Source organism: Marinobacter salexigens (assembly GCF_018860765.1).
In the GTDB taxonomy this organism is placed as follows: Bacteria; Pseudomonadota; Gammaproteobacteria; order Pseudomonadales; family Oleiphilaceae; genus Marinobacter; species Marinobacter salexigens_A.
On the sequence record NZ_JAHKPV010000021.1, the window covers coordinates 238,370 to 258,841 of the forward strand.

Consider the following 20,472-nt stretch of genomic DNA (forward strand, 5'->3'; position numbering starts at 1 on the left):
CGAGACAAATGAACAGGAAATCTAGATTCGGTGGACGCATAGCAGGCGCTTCAATGGCGCTTGTTCTGATGGGTGGTGCTGCCAATGTTATGGCCGTGCCAGTAACTTTCTTTGGGGAAGATCCCACAACAGCTGGCAATGCGCTGGGCGCAAATTCTTCACAAGCACGGAGCGATTTTCTTTCGAACCTTTCCGGTGTGGGAAATGAAGATTTCGAGTCTTTCACATCCGGCGATATTTCCCCACTAAGCCTGAGCTTTCCCGGCACCGGAGGAACTCTAGGCGCCACTCTTACGGGCACTGGCCAGGTTGATTCCGGAACCTCTAGCAACCCAGGGCGTTTCGCTACCTCGGGGGTCAACTTTTGGGAAGTCGAAACAGGCTCCTTCACTATCAACTTTGCGGACCCCATCAGCGCTTTCGGATTCAACGGCATTGATATCGGCGACTTCGTAACCGATCAGATGGTACTGAGCCTGACCAATTTCGCTGGAGAGACGTCACAACTGACCGTTCCTCACTCCCTGAACATTGGGAATAGTGATAATGCAACTCTGTTCTTCGGTTTTTACGACCTTGAGAACACCTATACCAGTATTGCGTTTAACAACGCAGGCGGAGGCGACCTATTTGCATTCGACGACATGGTCATCGGTGACGCTGGGCAGATCACCCCAGACCCAACACCGGTTCCAGAGCCCTCAACCCTAGCGTTGTTAGCGATGGGACTGCTCGGCTTCGGAGCAAAGCGTCGATTCTCTTCAAAGCGCGCATAAAAGCCGCGATGTAAGGCATTAGCGCCCTGAAAAATAAAAGCCACTTGGTCGAAAGACCAAGTGGCTTTTTTGTTAGAAGCTATCTTCGGGAACCCTTACCCAGCCTTCCATCAGTATTCGGGCGCTTCGGCTCATAATAGCCTTGGTTGCCGTCCACTGACCGTTCACTTCCTTAGCTTCTGCGCCTACCTGCAGGGTGCCTGAAGGATGACCAAACGTGACTGAAGTACGATCACCACCGCCTGCAGCCAGGTTCACCAGCGTGCCCGGAATGGCCGCTGCGGTTGCTATAGCTACAGCTGCTGTACCCATCATGGCGTGGTGCAGCTTGCCCATGGACAGCGCACGTACCAGCACATCAATATCACCGGCGGCGATATTCTTGCCACTGGATGAAGTGTAATCCTTCGGTGGAGCCACGAAAGCCACTTTTGGCGTGTGCTGGCGGGAGGCAGCTTCTTCAATGTTCTGAATCAGCCCCATTTTCAGGGCGCCATGGGCACGGATGGTTTCAAACATCGCCAGGGCTTTGGGGTCGCTGTTGATGTCATCCTGCAGCTCCCTGCCCTTATAACCAACTTCATCCGCATTGATAAACACTGTCGGAATGCCGGCATTGATCATAGTGGCTTTCAGAGCGCCAACACCTGGCACTTCCAGTTCATCAACCAGATTGCCAGTCGGGAACATGGAGCCCTCGCCGTCGGCGGGGTCCATAAACTCTACCTGAACCTCGGCGGCGGGAAAGGTGACGCCATCCAGTTCAAAATCGCCGGTTTCCTGAACCTCACCATTGGTGATCGGCACATTGGCAATGATCGTTTTACGGATATTGGCCTGCCATATGCGCACAATCGCTGTACCGTTTTCCGGGATGCGATCTTTGGCCACGAAACCGCTGTTGATGGCAAAGGCCCCGACGGCCGCGGTCAGGTTGCCGCAATTGCCGCTCCAGTCCACAAAAGGCTTATCGATGCTCACCTGACCAAACAGGTAATCCACATCGTGATCCGGCTGGGTACTTTTGCACAGAATGACAGTTTTGCTGGTGCTGGATGTAGCGCCGCCCATACCGTCGGTCTGCTTCTGGTAGGGATCCGGGCTGCCGATAACCCGCAGCAACATGTTGTCCCGAGCGGGACCCGGGGTGCGGGCCCTTTCAGGAAGATCTTCAAGGCGGAAAAATACGCCTTTGCTGGTGCCGCCACGCATGTAGGTGGCGGGGATTCTGATTTGTGGAGCGTGAGTCATTTCGTTGCTCTCATTATGATATTGAAGCCGGCGCCCTGGCTTTGCGTTTCCAGCAAGCCAGAGCGCCGTTTATTACGCTGCGCCTTCCGATTCCAGAAAGTCCTGGGCGAAACGCTGCAACACACCGCCAGCTGAGTAGATGGACAACTCTTCTGCGGTATCCAGTCGGCAGGTTACAGGCACCCGTTCGGTGCTGTCGTTCTTGCGATGGATAACCAGCGTCAGCTTGGCGCCGGGCGCCGGCGTGCCTTCCACATCAAAGGTTTCCGTACCTTCAATATCGAGGGTTTTGCGCGTAGTGCCTTCTTCGAACTGCAGGGGCATCACGCCCATACCCACAAGGTTAGTACGGTGAATGCGCTCGAACCCTTCTGCCACAATCGCTTCAACACCCGCCAGAGCGACGCCTTTGGCCGCCCAGTCACGAGAAGAGCCCTGGCCATAGTCAGCACCGGCAATAATGATCAGCGGTTGCTTGCGATCCATGTAGGTTTCAATGGCTTCCCACATGCGGGTGACCTTCCCCTCCGGCTCGATACGCGCGTAAGAGCCCTGCTTCACATTACCGTTTTCGTCCAGAACCATTTCGTTGAACAGTTTGGGATTGGCAAAGGTTGCGCGCTGCGCGGTCAGGTGGTCGCCACGGTGAGTTGCGTAGGAGTTGAAATCAACTTCTGGTACGCCCATCTTGTGCAAATATTCACCGGCAGCACTGTCCATCATGATGGCATTGGACGGCGACAGGTGATCCGTGGTGATGTTGTCTGGCAACACCGCCAGCGGGCGCATACCCTTGAGTGTCTTCTCGCCAACCATGCCACCTTCCCAGTATGGCGGGCGGCGGATGTAGGTACTCATCTTGCGCCAGTCGTAAAGCGGGTTGGAGTTGGCTTGAGCATCGCGGGTAATGTCGAACATCGGAATGTAGGTGCTGCGGAACTGTTCCGGCTTCACCGACTTTTTCACGATGGCGTCGATTTCCGCGTCATCCGGCCAGATGTCTTTCAGAGTGACCGGGTTTCCGTCTTTATCGTAACCTAGCGCATCTTTTTCGATATCGAAGCGGATGGTGCCCGCAATGGCATAAGCCACAACCAAGGGTGGAGATGCGAGGAACGCTTGTTTGGCAAATGGGTGAATCCGACCGTCGAAGTTACGGTTACCGGAAAGCACTGCCGTTGCATACAAGTCGCGGTCTACAACTTCCTTCTGAATCACCGGATCCAGCGCACCACTCATGCCGTTACAGGTGGTGCAGGCGAAGGCCACCACACCAAAGCCGAGATTTTCCAGCTCGGGCAGCAGTTCGGCGTCTTCCAGATACATTTTGACGGTCTTGGAACCCGGTGCCAGGGAAGACTTAACCCAGGGCTTGCGGGTCAGGCCCAACCTGTTGGCGTTACGGGCGATCAGGCCTGCAGCCACCATGTTGCGCGGGTTGCTGGTATTCGTACAACTGGTGATGGCTGCGATAATAACGGCCCCATCCGGCATTTTGCCTTCTTCCAGTTCCCACTCGCCTGCAATGCCACGCTCTGCTAGCTCGGAGGTCGGCAGGTGGGCGTGAGGGTTGGATGGGCCGGCCAGTGTGCGGCTGACCGAAGACAAATCAAATTTCAGAACTCGCTCGTACTCGGCGGTCTTAAGGGCGTCGGCCCAGAGACCGGTTTCTTTCGCGTATTGCTCTACCAGAGCCACTTGCTCATCTTCACGGCCCGTAAGCTTCAGGTAGTCAATAGTCTGGCCATCGATGTAAAACATGGCTGCTGTGGCGCCGTATTCCGGCGTCATGTTGGAGATGGTGGCGCGGTCACCCACGGTCAGGCTGTCTGCGCCTTCACCGTAGAACTCCAGATAGGCACCAACAACACGTTCCTTACGCAGGAACTCAGTCAGAGCAAGCACCATATCGGTACTGGTGATGCCTGGCTGCAATTTACCAGAGAGCTCGACACCCACAATATTCGGCAAGCGCATCATGGAAGCACGGCCAAGCATCACGCTCTCGGCTTCCAGGCCACCAACGCCCACGGAGATAACACCCAGGGCGTCTACCATTGGCGTGTGGCTGTCGGTACCTACACAGGTATCCGGGAAAGCGACCTTTTTGCCTTCCCCATCGGCGCGGGCCTGCACTACCGGAGACATCTTCTCCAGGTTAATCTGGTGCATGATGCCGTTACCCGGCGGGATCACGTCCACGTTCTTGAACGCAGTTTTGGTCCAGTTGATGAAGTGGAAGCGGTCGTCGTTTCGACGGTCTTCGATTTCACGGTTCTTTTCGAACGCGTCTTTCTCGAAGCCAGCGTGCTCAACCGCCAGCGAGTGATCCACAATCAATTGCGTGGGAACTACCGGGTTCACCTTGGCAGGATCACCGCCCTTCTCGGCAATGGCATCACGCAGTCCAGCCAGATCCACCAGAGCCGTCTGGCCAAGGATATCGTGGCAAACTACACGGGCCGGATACCAGGGAAAATCGAGATCGCGCTTGCGTTCGATGAGCTGTTTCAGGGAATCCGTCAACGCATCCGGATCGCAGCGGCGAACAAGCTGTTCAGCCAGAATCCTGGAGGTGTACGGAAGCTTGTCATAAGCGCCGGTCTGGATATCTTCAACAGCCTGACGGGTGTCGAAATAATCCAAATCCGTGCCCGGAAGTGGTTTGCGATAATTTGTATTCATCAGAAGACTCGTATCCCTTATTGTTTAAGCGCGCTTGTCGATCGGCAGCCATTCGGCGTGATCCGGACCTGTGTAATCGGCGCTTGGACGGATAATACGGTTGTTGGCACGCTGCTCTTTCACGTGGGCAGTCCAGCCGGATACGCGGGACATAACGAAAATTGGCGTAAACAGCTCCGTCGGGATGCCCATGAAGTGGTAAGTCGACGCATGGAAAAAGTCGGCATTACAGAACAGTTTCTTCTCACGCCACATAACTTCTTCGCAGCGCACGGACACCGGGTACAGAACTGTGTCGCCCACTTCGTTAGCCAACTTTTCAGACCACTTTTTGATGATCACATTGCGCGGATCGGATTCGCTGTAGATCGCGTGACCAAAGCCCATGATCTTTTCTTTGCGCGCCAGCATACCCATCAAGCCTTCTTCCGCTTCTTCAGCGCTCTGGAACTTCTGGATCAGCTCCATGGCTGCTTCGTTGGCGCCGCCATGCAATGGGCCGCGAAGCGTGCCGATCGCGCCGGTTACGCAGCTGTGAATATCAGACAAGGTTGATGCGCAAACGCGTGCGGTGAAAGTAGAGGCATTGAACTCGTGCTCGGCGTACAGAATCAGGGATACGTTCATCACCCGTTCATGCAGCTCGCTTGGCTTTTTGCCGTGCAACAACTCAAGGAAGTGACCACCGATAGAGTCGCAGGAACCTTCGGTATCAATGCGCACGCCGTCGTGCACAAAGCGGTACCAGTAGGTAATGATACCCGGGAAGGCGGCTAGCAGCCGGTCGATCTTGTCATCCTGTTCGCTGAAATCCAGTTCGGTTTCTAGGTTGCCCAACATGGAACAGCCGGTACGCATCACATCCATGGGGTGAGCGTCTTTGGGAATCTGCTCAAGAACGGTCTTCAAGGCATCGGGCAGCCCGCGCAATCCCTGGAGTTTTGCCTTGTAGGCATCCAGTTCCTGTTGGTTTGGAAGCTTGCCGCGCAACAGCAGGTAAGCCACTTCTTCAAACTGGGCGTTGTCCGCCAGATCGCTCACATCGTAACCGCGATAGGTCAGACCTGTGCCAGTTTTACCAACGGTGCACAATGCCGTTTCACCTGCGACCTGTCCGCGCAGGCCAGCGCCACCAAGTTTCTTTGCTTCTGCCATGGGTCACTCTCCTATAATTATTTAATTATTTGGACTGCTGGAACAATTGATCCAGCTTTTGCTCGAAGTCGTGATAGTTCAGGAAATCGTAAAGTTCCATACGGGTCTGCATAAGATCAACTACATCTTTCTGGTCGCCCTTCTCGAGAATATTCTCGTACACGGTGACCGCAGCTTTGTTCATGGCACGGAAGGCACTCAACGGGTACAGCACCATGCTGGCACCAGATTCGCCCAGTTCCTTACGGTTATAAAGCGGTGTTGCACCAAACTCGGTAATGTTGGCAAGCAGTGGAACGTCACCCAGAGCTTCAGAGAAGGCTTTGTAGTGCTCAAGCTCAGTAACGGCTTCCGCAAAAATACCATCAGCACCGGCTTCAATGCAGGCTTTGGCGCGATCAATGGCCGCTTCCAGACCTTCTTTCTGGAAGGCGTCTGTGCGGGCCATGATGAAAAAGTCTTTGTCTTCGCGAGCGTCTGCGGCCGCTTTGATACGATCAACCATTTCTTCTTTGGAAACAATTTCCTTGTTCGGACGGTGTCCACAACGCTTCTGTGCCACCTGATCTTCTATGTGAACCGCAGCAGCGCCCGCGCGCTCCATTTCTTTAATGGTGCGGGAAATGTTGAATGCCCCACCCCAGCCGGTATCAATGTCCACGAGCAGCGGCAGGTTGGTGGCAGCGGTAATGCGGCGCACATCTTCCACTACATCGTTCATGCTGGTCATGCCCAGATCTGGCAGGCCGTAGGAGGCATTCGCCACACCACCGCCTGAAAGATAGATGGCCTGGTGGCCGACTTTCTCCGCCATCATGGCGGCGTAGGCATTGATGGTTCCTACAATTTGCAGGGGCTTGTTGTCGTTCAGGGCCTTACGAAAACGTGCGCCTGGGGAGAGCTTGCTGGACATATTATTTCCCTCTCTTTAGATATATTTCGTTTGATTAGCTAATTAATTCAAATAGTTAAAAGACCTTCTTCAATCTTCTTTTCAATATTTTTGCGCGCTGCGTTGATGTGTCTTTTCATAAGAAATTCTGCGAGCTCCCCATCACGTTGGGCAATGGCTTCAACAATACGCCTGTGCTCCCCGAGAGCAAGGTGGGGGCGACCGGCGGAGGTACTTAGCCGGTAGCGGTACATGCGCACCATGTAATAGAGGTCGCCAAGAAGCATCTGGGCCAGTTTTGTGTTCCGGCTACCAGTAGCAATGCGATGGTGGAAATCGTAATCACCCTCAGCCTGATAATAGGCCTGACCGCGGGCTTCGTCGATCATGGCTTCGTGGGTATTCAGAGTGGCTTGAAGGTCGGCAATTTCCTGATCGGTCATGCGTTCGGCAGCCTGACGAGCCGCCAGACCTTCCATGACTTCCCTTATACGATAAAGCTCAACGAGCTCTGAAGCGCTGACGGAAACAACCTTTACACCGGCATGGGGGCGGCGGACTAGCAGCCCGCGGGATTCGAGGCGGCCAAGGGCCTCTCGAAGTGGGCCACGCGTTAACTCGAAGCGGGAACACAGGTCCAGCTCACCGATTTTGTCACCCGGAGCAAGGTCCCCTTTGACGATTGCTGTTTGCAGACAATCGAAGGCCTCATCGGCGCGGGTATAGGTTTGTGAAGCGAGTTCCGACATGTTTTGTCAACAATATTAGCTGAGGTGGTCGAAATCTACGCTGAACAACGTATATTGTCAACAATACCTGAGTCGCATTGTTAACAATCCCGGATCATTCGTCACTGATCAATGATTTATCAGTAGAGCTTGCGCTCAGAGGCTGGTGGCGGTGTGTACTGGTATACCCAGGTTTCAGTAAGAGGTTCCTCGCCCAGACGCAGATACATACGAACGTTGATAGGCTCCTCAGAATCGTCAGGGACCAGATCAAACATCGCCCTATAGCCGTTGATTGCAGACAATGGCCGCGCCGAGGTTATTTCTACCTCCCCGCGGCTGACCGTTATAACCGGTTCCACCTCGGTGTCATTACCAAGCATCGTTAGCATCCCCCCAGCAAAATCTACGGCGAAACGCCAGGAGAAGTACTCTCGTTTCTGACCAATCACCCCGCCCAACCCTGTGCGGGTTGCCTCTACCGTAGCTAGTTCTCGTGGTAGCACCGGCGCACGCTCACCCCAATGTAATCGGTAGGCGAACAGATATTCCTGATTTGGTTTTAGGGGCTCATCCGGATGCCAAAACGCCACAATGTTGTCGAAGGTTTCATCAACCGTAGGGATTTCCACCAAATCGATACTACCCTTACCCCACTGGCCTTTTGGCTGCACCCAAACACTGGGACGACGTTCGTAGAATACGCCATCGTCTTGATAGTGATCGAAGTTGCGGTCGCGCTGTAGCAGGCCAAACCCCTGAGGGTTGTTATCACTAAAGCTGTTAAAACGCAGATGGGCCGGGTTCTCAAGGGGTCGCCACAACCACTCACCACTTCCTGAAAGTATTGCCAATCCGTCAGAATCGTGAATTTCCGGGCGCCAGTCGTAACCCATGCGCCGGTTGTTTTCACCAACCTGATACATGCTGGTCAAAGGAGCTATGCCTGCTCTTTTCATTTCGGAACGCGGGTAAAGAGCAACATCGACATCCATTACCATGTTTTTTCCGGGGTCAAGAACAAACGCATAAGCCCCCGTTGTGCTGGGCGAATCGAGCAGGCCCCACACTCGCATTACATGGCTACCGGGTTGTGGCTTTTCCAGCCAATAAGCGCTGAACCGGGGAAACTCCTCCCCGCCATTAATGGCCGTATCAATGGCGAGCCCACGGGCAGACATGCCGTATTGCATTTCGGCTCCCACTGCACGGAAGTAACTGGCGCCGAGAAAGGCCGCAAGATCACGTGAGAAATCGGTTTTATAGTGCAAGCGAAACCCTGCGTAACCGAGATTACCCGGTAGGTCGCCTAGTGGCTGCTCGCCTTCGTAATCAAAATACTCGGGGTTGTACCGCAGCGTAGTGGCTTTTCCATCCACGACTTCGTGAAGGGTGACCGGGGATTGAAAGTACAGACCTAGATGAAATAATTGCGCTTGAAAAGCAGAATCACTATCGGCCCAAAGCGCATGGTCTTTGCGAAACCGGATGGCCTGATAATCGTCCCAGGACAGCTCTTTAAGGCTTTGAGGCAATTCACCTTCATGATTGATGTATGGGCGCTTGGCAAGTTCGCGAGCATGGCCTTTTAACCAGGCATAACTAAAGTGCTTGTCATTGCTGCTCGACTGCTCCGCCCACACCAAGGGTGCCAGCGGCAGTGCACTGGCACCAAGCCCGGCGATTAAGGTTTTCATTAGCGTTCTGCGATCCATCTCTTCCCTCCCCCTTCTAAAGCGCTCCGTCAGCTCCCATAAAGGAAGCAGGCAGTTTTAGGCTATAAAGCTAAGTTTCTTTCGTTTGCGCGCTAAGCCGAGCTATGGAGCGCCCCCAAAAGCTATCAGGCGAGGCCCGCCAAGCACCTTCATGTAGCGTTTGCAAAGATTCCCGGTCTCTGGCGACTTGGCTCATTTCGGAGCGTGAAAGCGCCTCCGGCCCGTGTTCTAGACAACGTGCCACGCAGGAGTCCAGCTCAGCCTTACGGGAACCTCTGCGATGGTTCCACGCCAACGCCTGATGCAGGCGATTGTAGTCAAGCTTCAGCACCGCTTGCTCAAGAGGTGTAAGGGTTGAGTGTGAAAACTCTCTGGAGCGGTACCGGACTGCGTCTTCAAGCAACGCCATGGGCGCGTTTTCCTCCGGTATAAGAAGCATGCGGCGTTTTCTCAGAGCCTGACCGAGCGAGTTTCGGCTTAGGTACACGGCGGTAGGTGCGGCCAGAATCAAGGGTAAGGCAACGGGCAAGGACCAGAGGAAAAACATGGTATCCAAGCTCCAAGCAAAGGCGGACCAACCGGCACCCAGAACCATGCCCGGCATCTGGGTGATCAAAGCTTCTTTCCAACTTGTTTCCTCTGTGCGGTTCTGTCCCGCCCACTGTAGAGATACATTTAATAATGCTGACACCACGTAACGGCTATGGGCCCACATGCGCACTGGCGCTAAGAGCACGGAGATGACAATCTCCAGCATAACGCTGCAAAACAACCGAAACAGACCACCAAAGTCTTTAGTGAACCGATGAATGACAGCGTCGATAATGGCCAGGAATTTGGGAAAGAACAGCAGCGCCAAGGTACTGAGGGCTAGCCCAAGCGCCCACTCTGGCCGCCACTCTGGCCACAGAGGAAACAGCCCTTGATGGCCATCGGGAAAGTACTCGATGGGCGATAAGGTCATGTTGGCGGCAGCAATGGTGGTAAGTATCAAAAAGCCGAGCCACAAAGGTGATGCTACATAAGCCATGATGCCATTGAGAAAGGCCATTCGGTGGGCAAAGCGCAAGCCCGGCTCCCGCAGCATGACCCACAAATGCTGTAGATTGCCCTTGGCCCAACGGCTATCACGAGCGAGTTCATCTGCCAGAGTAGGCGGCGATTCTTCGTAGCTGCCACCCAAACCGGGCTCCAGCCAAACTTCATAGCCCGCACGCCCCATGTAGGCAGCTTCAACAAAATCATGGCTCATGATGGGCCCACCGAAAATCCCAAACCCTGGCAGTTTGCGCAGCCCACAGTGCTTCATAAAGGGTTCGATACGAAGAATAGCGTTATGACCCCAGAATGCGGCGTCGCCCATTTGAATCGCTGCGAGCCCAGTGGCAAATAGAGTTGAGTAAAAGCGATTAGCGAACTGCTGAATCCGAGCAAACAGAGACTGACCGTTGATGATGTTGGGGTTGGTTTGCAGAATACCGACACCGGGCTCTCTCTGCATTAACCGCACCATACGAACGATGGTGCTTCCCGTCATCAGGCTGTCTGCGTCTAGCACCACCATGTACGTGCAACGCTTACCCCAGCGACGAAGAAAGTCGGCAACATTGCCGCTTTTGTAGTTGAGATTCACTGGCCGTCGACGATAGAAAATCCGGCCCTCACCTCCCAGCTCTTTCGCCAGATTGCTCCATGCCACCTGCTCTTCAAGCCACACGTCAGGGTCACGGCTATCTGAAAGTATGTAGAACTCAAAGTGTTCGATCTGGCCGGTGCGCTCAATATCTCGGTATACAGCCTTCAGCCCACTAAGCGTCCAGTGCACCGGCTCGTGATAAATGGGCAGCAGAACAGCAGTTTTCGCCAGCGGCGTGTGCTGCAAATCCGTTTCTGAGTGCCGTTTTAGTATGGAGTGTCGATCGCCCCCCATAAGCCGAACCACAAACCCGAACACGGCTGTCCAAAACCCCACTGCAATCCACGCATAGAGAATAGCGAACAACACCAGCATCCCTATTTCCAATGCCGTACCGCCGTGATAAGGCAGCACCCAAAGCAGGTAATAACTGGCAATGCCGGTTTGGCCGAACACAAACAGCATCAAAACAGCCCGCCGAAGATTCGCGACCACACGCCACCGACGCTTCACAGAAATTTGCGGTTCGGTTTTATCCACGGCGATGGTATCCGATGCTACCTCTACACAGAGAAGGCGCAGGCGTGGGGATGTTTGCTTTAGGTAGAGTGAAGTACTCCGGAAGCCTGTTCATAGCGTTATCTAACAGGTGGTGGCCAGCCACGCTGCGGGAATCCGGGAGCTTGCCGTTAGTCGAATTTTGATCAGGGCTTGCGCCTACCTCGGCGACTGCATCGTCAATCAATTGAAGCAACTGCCTGCAGCGTTCACTGGTCATTTCAACTCCAGCCTCGCAAAGGTAGCTATACACTCGGCTAAATACATGCTGGAAGGAAATATCTTGCACATTACTCTCCCTGCTCGTTCCGGTTACTGACTACCTACCGAGAATTTCCCCGGAGATCGGTTTTCGGCCCCAACACGTATGTCCAGGTTTCGGTCATCGACTTGCCATCCATAGTCAGGATGCCTCTCAATGTAAGCAGTTTCTCTGCGGGCGGCTTTGCGAGTATCGACAAGCGCCACACGTCGCTGGCTTCAATGTACTCAACAAAGTGCTCAATTACCTCGACACCCTCACCGCCGCTAACCTGACTGACAACAGCCGCATCCGGGCGAAGCCCAGAAAGGTCACCACCTTTGAAATCAACAATCAGCCGCATGACGTCACCAGAGTCATCTTTTTCTGTTTCTGAGCCAACAAAAGTGCCCACGGCGCGGGCGTTTGGCTGCGCCGTGATGTCTGGCCCGCCAAACGCTACCGAGTATTGCAGGCGACGACTTTCGCCGGTTTTCGATCTTTCCGCTGGCTTGAAAAAAGCAACAATATTGTCGTTCGACTCTGCACCCGAAGGAATCTCAACAAGCACGACCTCACCTTTCCCCCAGCCTTCACGGCTTTTGCCAGCAGGCTTTACCCACATGCTTGGGCGACGATCGTAACGGGCTTCGTTATCTTGGAAATCACTAAACTGACGGTCACGCTGCATCAGACCAAAGCCCTCAAGATCTTCTACATGGTGATAACTCAATTGCAGGTCAGCTGGGTTAATCAAAGGACGCCAGAGCCATTCGCCAGTTTTGCCGTCATTTATCAGCAAGCCGTTGGAGTCATGAACCTGTGGCCGCCACTCCCCTCGTGGGCGTAACGTATTGTCTCCATAGAAAAACATCGAAGTCAGTGGCGCCTGCCCCAGTTGCTCAATATCATCCCGGAAGAACAGTTTTGCGGTAACGTCCATTTCCGTGCTTTTACCCGGCTGGATTTCGAAGCGATATGCGCCAGTAAGACTAGGTCCATCAAGCAGGCCGTAAACCACCATCACATCGCTATTTGCCTTGGGACGTTCCATCCAAAACTCTGTGAACGCAGGAAATTCCTCTCCCGAGGGAAGCCCGGTATCAACAGCCACACCTCGCCCAGACAGCCCAAAATTCTGACCTGCTCCCACGCCACGAAAATAACTGGCACCACCAAACACCAAAAACTGGTTTTGTTCGCCCTTATCAGACAAAGGGTAGGTCAACTTGAACCCGGCATAGCCGAGATCGGCCGGAATACGCTTTGCCAATTCCGGGTTGGGGTAGTCGAACTGGGCTTTGTCGAAGCTAATAGCGTGCACACCTTCGCTATCAATCGCATTCAGCTTGATGGCATGGGAGTAGAAGCTGCCTTGCGGGATCATCATTACCTGAAAGCGTGATTTGCCAGAGCGCCAGAGGCTGTGCTCTGGTTTAAACCGAATAGATTGGTAGTCTGAGTAACCGAGATTTACAAGAAAATCGGGCGCCGTGATTGGGGGTTCGTAAGCTTCCTCGGCCAATGCTTTGGCTTTTTCCACAACATCTTTGAATTCAAAGGCCTGAGCTGGGCCAGACAGTGCCACCAATATTGCGCAGGACGATAAAAACACTATCAGCCGTGATCCAGTCATAGGAGAGTTCCTTGAAAGCCAGTTTCTAAATGTAACATCTGCTACATGACCGGCCTCAAGTGACATCTTGGTAAGGGGCGCAGTAAAAACCCTCTAAACGAGAGGTGAACGGGCGATTAAATGCCGACTGAAATGGAAAAAGAGAGGTCAGGACTGGTGGGCATTAGCAGAGCTACGTTGGAGGCGTTAAGCATTTGCCCAACGCTTAAATCCGCGCGAAAGTCTCTGGAATACAGCTGAAACGAGATTTCACCCGTGCTAGTGCTTCCGAAACGGTCAGACTGTTCCGCAGAATAAGGCGCCCAACCTTGTAACAGAGAAAGCGTTATAGACGAGTTAAGCTCAGAAGCAAACGGCCAATGAAAACCCGGGCTACGTGCATTCATTTGCAGTAAGCCACCTTCAATAACTCGCACAGACTGGCCATTGAACCCGCGCATCAAACTGGGGCCTGCTACAACTAGATACTCGGAAGAAGGCAAATCTTCCGGAGCAAACTGATAGCGCCCGCTAAGCCCCAAATTCCAACTCAAGACTTCACGGCTTAAGGACGCGGCCACAGCAAGTTTATGGAAGCCATCCGCATCACTACTGTAACCAGCGGCTCCGACCGTCTCTTCTGAATCCAACCCACCAATAGCCGTCAATGATGTGGTGGCATAAACGCCACCGATCAGCTCGCGTGAAGCGCTGCCTTGAAACCCGAAGCTAGAAAGCGTGTGAGACGAATCCTCAACCCATGCAGCGTCTTCAAAGGCGCTACGCTTGCCACTGGCATGAGAAAATATACTGCCCAACTCAATCCCTTGCCATGACCAGACCGAACGCTTGCCTGTCAGTTTAAGGTTACGTCGCTCCCCACGCGCGTCGTAACGCTGCCCTGAACCATTGACGGCGCCGGAATAGTCCCGATTTTCAAGATCAACACGGAATTCGCCACCCGCCAGTGGAAAGGAGTAACGCAGCGCCAGTGTTGTAGATTCGGCACTGCCCTCACGTGCGACTGAATCGCTAAAATCAAGGCCTAGGACATGCTGAGACCAGATCAGATTGTTGCTAGTTACATTAAGCCGACCATATGCCCTGTCACTGGTTTGGCTAGAGTTGCCGGAAAATTCAAGATGGGAAGCAACATACTGGGTGACGGATTGAAGAAGGTCGGACGGGTATAAATCCCACAAAGGAGACTCAGTCCGAGACTCCATGCTGTTCGCTGAAGCCGACCCGGCAACAAAACCCAAAATTATAGCCGTTAACAGGGTCAGTCTCACGAAAGCCTCTCTGTAGTAAAAATCAGAATGACGATTCCTTTAGGAATCGCCTCGCTACCTTAAAAAAAGAACGCTGAATACACCATAGAAAACTTCCAAAAGTTACAATTTTAATGTTCTTGAAAACAGTAGGTTATAACGACATTTAGAGAAACTGCATTAGTTAATAAATACATCTCAACAGAAAAAACCAGTTTAAAGAGTAGATTACAAAACCTAGTGAATGTCGGTTGTCCTCTCCACTGATGCGAAGAACTTGATAAACTCGGCATATTCCATGGAATCCGCTGGACTACAGAACGGTCTGGCCGGCTTAGAATCCAGACTTAAAGGACGAATGTAATGATCAAAAAATGCCTATTCCCCGTCGCAGGCTACGGCACTCGCTTTCTGCCAGCGACCAAAGCGATGCCTAAGGAAATTCTGCCGATTGTAAATAAGCCGCTGGTTCAATACGGCGTTGAAGAGGCAGCCGAAGCAGGCATTCATGAGTTCGGGTTTGTTACGGGTCGGGGTAAGCGGGCTATCGAAGATCATTTCGATATGAGCTACGAATTGGAACATCAAATTGCGGGTTCTGGCAAAGAGGGTTTACTGACCTCTATCCGTGAACTGATTGATCACAACACCTTCGCATTTACCCGTCAGGTTGAAATGAAAGGCCTTGGGCACGCCATTCTAAGCGGCCGCAACCTGATTGGTGACAACCCTTTTGCGGTGGTTCTGGCAGATGACTTTTGCATTGGGCCCGCTGAAGGCGAAGACGGGGTTCTGGCACAAATGGTGAAGCTGTATAACCAGTTCCGGTGCTCCATTGTTGCCATCGAGGAAGTGCCTGAAGACGAAACTCACAAATACGGTGTGATTGCCGGTGAGTCGATGAAGGACGGCTTATATCGCATTACGGATATGATTGAAAAGCCAGCACCGGAAGATGCTCCGAGCAATCTGGCGATCATTGGCCGCTATATTCTCACCCCGGATATTTTCGATATTCTGGAACGTACGCCAGCGGGCAAAAACGGCGAAATTCAAATTACCGATGCACTTCTGGAACAGGCTAAAAACGGCTGCGTGCTGGCTTACCAGTTCAAAGGCCAACGCTTTGACTGTGGCAGCATTGACGGTTTTGTAGAAGCCACCAACTACGTGTACGAGAACATCTACAAAAAACAAAAGTAAGTTGCACACCGGGCGGCTTAATACTCAACCGCCGAGAATTTGCAGTATCAAGCGCCGGTTCTCTGCCGTTGTTTTGCGGAACCGGCGTAATAGCTTTGCCTCTTCATCGGATAGCTGAACACGGCTTATCTCCTGATCCAACTCGTCCAATGCTGAAGAAAGATCGTCGCTGTTGCTGAAGGCCAAGCCCGGCAATTCGAATTGACCAAACGTTCCCGGCTCAGCCAAATCCAACAATTCTTCCAGTGGCGTTTCCGTTTTTATACAGAAATCCAGCAGTGCTGATATATCCGGATAGGTACGCTGCCTCCCATCCGAAGCTTCCCAGCTTATAACCTGCGCCTCTTCCACACCGCAGATTTCGGCCACGTCCTGGCAGGATAAGCGCCCCGCCTCGCGCATCTGCCGCAACCGGCGGTTGAAAGTCTGCAGGTAACGCATGATATTCGCCTCTGCAAGATTGCCAGAAAAAGTGAGTTAATCTGGAAATGTAGCGTACATATAGCTTTATGCACAATCTGCCTATACTGGCTTGAACACAATCAAGCAGGGACCCTATGATATCTCAAGCTCTGGATGCCGAAGCTGCTTGGAATCTGATTTTGCGCGCAGAGAACCAAACGGGCGTGACACTTGCACACCCCGGTTCCGAAGAGCCAGCACTTACGCTAGCGAGTAACGGCGAGTGGCAGCTACTGCGTCCTGCTACAGAACAGGCCTGTGCATTATTGAGTGTATTTTTACCTTTGTGCCAGCCGCTTTCTTCCTCCGCGCCCCGGCATGTTATTGGCCAGCTCGGCCAAAGTCTCGACGGTCGTATTGCAACAGTTACCGGGCGCTCCCGTTTTATCAACGGTGATGATGGAATAGTTCATTTGCACCGCATCAGAGCTCTGTCAGATGCGGTTGTTGTTGGCGCTGGAACCGCAACGGCAGATAACCCCAAGCTAACGGTACGCTGCACCAGTGGCACCAATCCGGTGAGGGTTGTGATAGACCGTAATCGCAGAGTGCCCGATACCCATCACCTGTTTACCGATGGAGCGGCCCCGACTCTGCGATTGGTTGCCGGCGATTACACGCCCGGGATCATTGACGGGTTTAGCCAGCAGTCTGTTATAGAGGTCCCCTGTTTGGGCAGCGGAACAGAGCCCACAGACCCCAAGCTCATTCTTGATGTGCTTACCGACCTCGGTTTGAGAAAGATATTTATAGAAGGTGGAGGCATGACAGTTTCATCTTTTCTGCAGGCGGGCTTGCTCGACCGCCTTCATGTCATGGTTGCCCCGATGATTATCGGCAGTGGCAGGCCGGCATTCTCCCTGCCCGAAATTGATTTTCTGGACGATGCCTTAAGGCCTGCATCCCGATTTGTGAATCTGGGCACTGATATGCTGTTTGATCTGGATTTTAGCGCTGCCTTACCGGCGAACTGAATAGGAACAGAAGGCCCGGTAAGCTAGAAAAAAATATGAGAGCACCGTAGCCAACACTCAACGCTACACCTTGTTCCGCAGGCAAGCCTGCCAATGGCCAAAGAATAGCAGCCGCACCTTCTCGGACGCCCCAACCCGACACAGTAATCGGCACCACCATGCTGAGCAGAAGAAGGCTGCACAAAGCTGCGACAGCCGCTACTGAGGGCAAATCGACGAGATAGCCCATGCCTGCCGCCAACACTAGGAACACTGCCAAGTAACTCGCTACCACTAGCAACGAGGTTAATATCTGTATAGGGAAAGCGGGGCAAGAGAAAAAAGCCTGAGCGAGATCTCCACGCAAAGCACCGAAGTACCCGCGTACTCGAACCCGCTTGCGCGCCAAGACCCACAACAACCCACCGGAAACACCGATACTCGCAAGAAGCCAGTATAAATGCTCCAAAGACCCAAATTCGACCGAGTTTGAACCCCGTATTCTGCCCGCAAATAATAGCGACGCAAGGCCGATTGCAACCACAAACGCAAGAACAACTTGTCCGGACAACCGCTCGATAGCAACGCCATGGGCCGCTGCCAGCCGATTATTGGAATCAGCACCATGGCGAAGCGCCCGATTCACATCACCTAGAACCCCACCCGGTAACACTTGATTGGTAAAGGTTGCCAGATAGTATTCTCTAACGGCCCGAGTGTAGGACATTGGAAGCCCTAGAAGATTGACCGTATACCGCCAGCGCCAGGCCGACAAAAACACCTGAATTACGCCCAAAGCAAGCCCGGCTGCCAATGCCAATGGCGGAATGCGGATGATTTCGACAAGCAGTTTTTCGATATCCACAACGAATAAAACCGCCGCGATGACCAGGGCGGTGAACACCCACTTCAAGGCGACTCGAAACCCTGTGCTGCGAAGTAGATTCATGGGGTTTGGTTGGGTGCTGTATCTGGGCACTGGCTTGATGGTAAGCCCAGAACATCCTGATGGAGCACAGTGATTTTCAGTTCACCTGCAAGCAACTGCTGCTTTCTGGTGGCAAGCCAGTCTTCCAATTGTTCGCTAGCCCCAGAGCTTTGCTGTTTGGCTGCTGTTATCCAACCTGTCATTAGCATCTCAGCCAGTTTTGCGTCCTTGTCTGTGAGCTGCCAAGGCGAGTCAGCCATATGCACTTCATAGCCTTTGGCCTTTAGTTTGTGCGCGAACATAGCAGCAGCATCAGGCCCAAGAGCAGCGCCAGTGCCTTTGTCGCCATGCTGATGTTGATTGACTAACGCTTGCAATCGGGAGTCGTATTCATGGGTCGGCGACAGTACAAAATTACCGGTATAGCTGAGAACTATCAGAATGGCCACCTGCTTTGATGTCACTTCCTCAACAAGCGCAGCGAGCCAGAGTTCAGACACCAGATCAATGAGCGCCGAGGCCGTCACAGCGACTGTATTTGAAGGAATAAGCCCCCGAAAATCCTCTGGTAGTATGCGACGCTGCTGGGTTTTGCAGGCTAGCTTCAGCTGATGCGCCCTAAAGGATGCTTCCCGCAGCAAGCCTTCATCTTGGTCAACCAACAACCATTCCTGCGGCATGGGTAGCGCAGGGGCAAGATAGACAACATTGGAGCCACGACCCGTGCCGATATCAAGGATTCTAACCGGGCACTCGCGGTCGCTATGCCCGCTTTTTTTCTCACTGATCCATCGCTTTAGCCGCTGTGTTAGCGCGACCGAGCGCGCGCCATGATCTGCGGCTTCGCGGGCCAGCAACCATTCGTCGGCGAAGTAGGTATCGCGGTGGCGCTGCTCAAAATAACTCAAGCCTTCCAGAAATAGACTCGCTGTATCTGCCCAACGTCTTACATTGCTAGACTCGTTTTCAGCAAGTGCACGGGCTTTCGCTAACGCCACCGGGTCGCCAAGCCATGCTTTGAGATTGGTTTGTAACGCGCTCGTATCCCCTGCCCTGTATAACCTAACTCCGGGCCTAGCACTGGTGTACTTCAGGGCACCGCCATCCGATGAAATGACCGGCAAGCCTGCGGCTATCGCTTCATCAATCACCATGCCGTAACCTTCATACAACGATGGCATAGCAAACATATCAGCTGATTGATACAAGCTGGCCAGTCGCTGAGCGCCAACCTCACCCACAAGGTCAATTCGAGCATTGAGGCCAAGCTCGTCGATCTGCTGACGAATAATATTGGCGTAAGTTGAATCCCGCTCACAGGAGCCAGCCAGAGTACAACGCCAGGGCAAATCACCTAACTCGGCAAGCGCCTGCACTAAATGATGCTGAGCTTTGCGCGGAGACAAGTGAGCAACACAAAGAATGTGCGGTACTCGGGCTTGCTGCGTATCTTCCAAATCTTCGGAGATAATTGGCAACACATAGCCTCTGGGGGGTTCTACACCAGGCTCGGCCGTTCGGACACGCTCTGGCCTAACCCCATAGTCTGCGAGCCGATGCGCCGTAAATGCGCTGGTTGTAAAAACATCTCCCACTGTTGCCAACGCCAGTTTCTCGCGTTCGAAAAACCAATTTTGTTCACTATGATTCAATCCGGTTTCATCTGCCAAAGGGTGGTGAATGAGGGCCATGAGCCGCAATCGATGCGTGTGTTTGGCAAGTACATCCGGCATTGCGCTCATAGCAAGCCCATCGAGGATAACCCGGGAACCCGCTTCCAGTTTTGCAAGTAGGCTATCCATCGCCTGTACTGCGACATCATCGGGCTTAGGAAATGCCCCCGGCAGCCCCGTGACTTCAGCTTTTGCGCCAGCCTCATTTAAGGCTTCAGCCAGTTTCCGCATATACCGATAGCCTCCGGTGTTCTGATTCGGGTCGCCCGGCACGATGAAGTACAGGGGTGAATCAAGATACAGAGTTGAATCCAAGTGAAGCGTTGAATCAGATTTCGGCATGATAACTGGCCCACGCGATGTGGGACTCAGCCAAAGTTACCTTCAATGCACATATGGCTTTTGCCGTCTCGCCCAGCTTGCCTGCATGAATGACTGCCGACATGCGGTCGAATACTTTCTTTGCCATAAACTCAGTGGTGGTGTTGTGGCCCCTGAAGTCCTCAATATCGTCAAGATTCTTCATGTTGAATTCGCTAAGTACTTGCTTAAGCACGTCCGATGCGAGGCCGATATCGATAATCAAATCGTCTTTATCAAGCTCTTTGCGTTCGAAAGTCACGTCAACTACATAGGTTGCGCCGTGGGTTTTTTGCGCTGGTCCGAAGACCTCACTGTTAAAGCTGTGTGCGATCATCATGTGGTCTCGAACTGTAAGGCTGAACATAAC

The 20,472-nt window shown here is 53.1% G+C and carries 17 protein-coding genes; 3 read left to right on the top strand and 14 right to left on the bottom strand.

The window, feature by feature from the left end; genetic code table 11:
• The first annotated feature begins 8 nt into the window (after window positions 1–8).
• Window positions 9–776: a PEP-CTERM sorting domain-containing protein gene (locus KO508_RS14735; RefSeq protein WP_216009064.1), complete on the top strand. Its 768-nt coding sequence runs from the start codon at window positions 9–11 to the stop codon at window positions 774–776.
• A 72-nt stretch (window positions 777–848) separates the two neighbouring features.
• Here KO508_RS14735 and prpF read toward each other — a convergent pair whose 3' ends face one another.
• The 10 genes from prpF to KO508_RS14785 all read right to left on the bottom strand — a co-directional run bounded on the left by prpF (window position 849) and on the right by KO508_RS14785 (window position 14,478).
• The gene (gene prpF, locus KO508_RS14740; protein ID WP_216009065.1) at window positions 849–2,027 is read right to left on the bottom strand and encodes a 2-methylaconitate cis-trans isomerase PrpF; all 1,179 of its coding nucleotides are present in this window, start codon (window positions 2,025–2,027) and stop codon (window positions 849–851) included.
• A gap of 72 nt (window positions 2,028–2,099) precedes the next feature.
• The gene (gene acnD / locus KO508_RS14745) at window positions 2,100–4,712 is read right to left on the bottom strand and encodes a Fe/S-dependent 2-methylisocitrate dehydratase AcnD (RefSeq protein ID WP_216009066.1); all 2,613 of its coding nucleotides are present in this window, start codon (window positions 4,710–4,712) and stop codon (window positions 2,100–2,102) included.
• A gap of 24 nt (window positions 4,713–4,736) precedes the next feature.
• On the bottom strand, window positions 4,737–5,867 hold the full coding sequence (gene prpC / locus KO508_RS14750) for a bifunctional 2-methylcitrate synthase/citrate synthase (protein ID WP_216009067.1): 1,131 nt from the start codon (window positions 5,865–5,867) through the stop codon (window positions 4,737–4,739).
• Between the two features lie 25 nt (window positions 5,868–5,892).
• Window positions 5,893–6,780, bottom strand: coding sequence for a methylisocitrate lyase (prpB, locus tag KO508_RS14755; protein WP_216009068.1), 888 nt, complete (start codon window positions 6,778–6,780; stop codon window positions 5,893–5,895).
• A 47-nt stretch (window positions 6,781–6,827) separates the two neighbouring features.
• Window positions 6,828–7,508 carry a GntR family transcriptional regulator gene (locus KO508_RS14760; protein WP_216009069.1) on the bottom strand — a complete coding sequence of 227 codons (681 nt, stop codon included), beginning with the start codon at window positions 7,506–7,508 and terminating at the stop codon, window positions 6,828–6,830.
• A 119-nt stretch (window positions 7,509–7,627) separates the two neighbouring features.
• Window positions 7,628–9,202, bottom strand: a complete 1,575-nt coding sequence (locus tag KO508_RS14765; RefSeq protein ID WP_216009070.1) for a glucan biosynthesis protein — start codon at window positions 9,200–9,202, stop codon at window positions 7,628–7,630.
• A 70-nt stretch (window positions 9,203–9,272) separates the two neighbouring features.
• The gene (mdoH, locus tag KO508_RS14770) at window positions 9,273–11,378 is read right to left on the bottom strand and encodes a glucans biosynthesis glucosyltransferase MdoH (RefSeq protein ID WP_354668042.1); all 2,106 of its coding nucleotides are present in this window, start codon (window positions 11,376–11,378) and stop codon (window positions 9,273–9,275) included.
• Window positions 11,371–11,685, bottom strand: coding sequence for a hypothetical protein (locus KO508_RS14775; RefSeq protein ID WP_216009071.1), 315 nt, complete (start codon window positions 11,683–11,685; stop codon window positions 11,371–11,373). The genes mdoH and KO508_RS14775 overlap by 8 nt, the downstream gene beginning before the upstream one ends.
• A gap of 34 nt (window positions 11,686–11,719) precedes the next feature.
• Window positions 11,720–13,273 carry a glucan biosynthesis protein G gene (locus tag KO508_RS14780; RefSeq protein ID WP_216009072.1) on the bottom strand — a complete coding sequence of 518 codons (1,554 nt, stop codon included), beginning with the start codon at window positions 13,271–13,273 and terminating at the stop codon, window positions 11,720–11,722.
• 116 nt (window positions 13,274–13,389) lie between these two features.
• Complete coding sequence (locus KO508_RS14785; RefSeq protein WP_216009073.1) at window positions 13,390–14,478, bottom strand: ShlB/FhaC/HecB family hemolysin secretion/activation protein; 1,089 nt, start codon at window positions 14,476–14,478, stop codon at window positions 13,390–13,392.
• A gap of 408 nt (window positions 14,479–14,886) precedes the next feature.
• Between KO508_RS14785 and galU the strand changes: the two genes are divergently transcribed.
• Window positions 14,887–15,726, top strand: coding sequence for a UTP--glucose-1-phosphate uridylyltransferase GalU (gene galU / locus KO508_RS14790; RefSeq protein ID WP_216009074.1), 840 nt, complete (start codon window positions 14,887–14,889; stop codon window positions 15,724–15,726).
• Window positions 15,727–15,750: 24 nt separating this feature from the next.
• On the opposite strand, the gene KO508_RS14795 is transcribed toward galU, so the two are convergent.
• Complete coding sequence (locus tag KO508_RS14795) at window positions 15,751–16,167, bottom strand: helix-turn-helix domain-containing protein (protein ID WP_216009075.1); 417 nt, start codon at window positions 16,165–16,167, stop codon at window positions 15,751–15,753.
• Window positions 16,168–16,283: 116 nt separating this feature from the next.
• On the opposite strand from KO508_RS14795, the gene KO508_RS14800 reads away from it, so the two are divergent.
• The gene (locus tag KO508_RS14800) at window positions 16,284–17,162 is read left to right on the top strand and encodes a RibD family protein (protein ID WP_216009076.1); all 879 of its coding nucleotides are present in this window, start codon (window positions 16,284–16,286) and stop codon (window positions 17,160–17,162) included.
• Here the strand turns inward: KO508_RS14800 and KO508_RS14805 are convergent.
• The 3 genes from KO508_RS14805 to KO508_RS14815 are packed head-to-tail and all read right to left on the bottom strand — an operon-like array spanning window position 17,137 to window position 20,469.
• On the bottom strand, window positions 17,137–18,090 hold the full coding sequence (locus KO508_RS14805) for a lysylphosphatidylglycerol synthase transmembrane domain-containing protein (RefSeq protein ID WP_216009077.1): 954 nt from the start codon (window positions 18,088–18,090) through the stop codon (window positions 17,137–17,139). The genes KO508_RS14800 and KO508_RS14805 overlap by 26 nt on opposite strands.
• A complete protein-coding gene (locus tag KO508_RS14810) occupies window positions 18,087–20,084 on the bottom strand; it encodes a glycosyltransferase (RefSeq protein WP_216009078.1) in 1,998 nt (665 codons plus the stop codon). The genes KO508_RS14805 and KO508_RS14810 overlap by 4 nt, the downstream gene beginning before the upstream one ends.
• Window positions 20,071–20,469 carry a 6-pyruvoyl trahydropterin synthase family protein gene (locus tag KO508_RS14815; RefSeq protein ID WP_216009079.1) on the bottom strand — a complete coding sequence of 133 codons (399 nt, stop codon included), beginning with the start codon at window positions 20,467–20,469 and terminating at the stop codon, window positions 20,071–20,073. Before KO508_RS14815 ends, KO508_RS14810 begins: the two co-directional genes overlap by 14 nt.
• Between the last annotated feature and the right edge of the window lie 3 nt (window positions 20,470–20,472).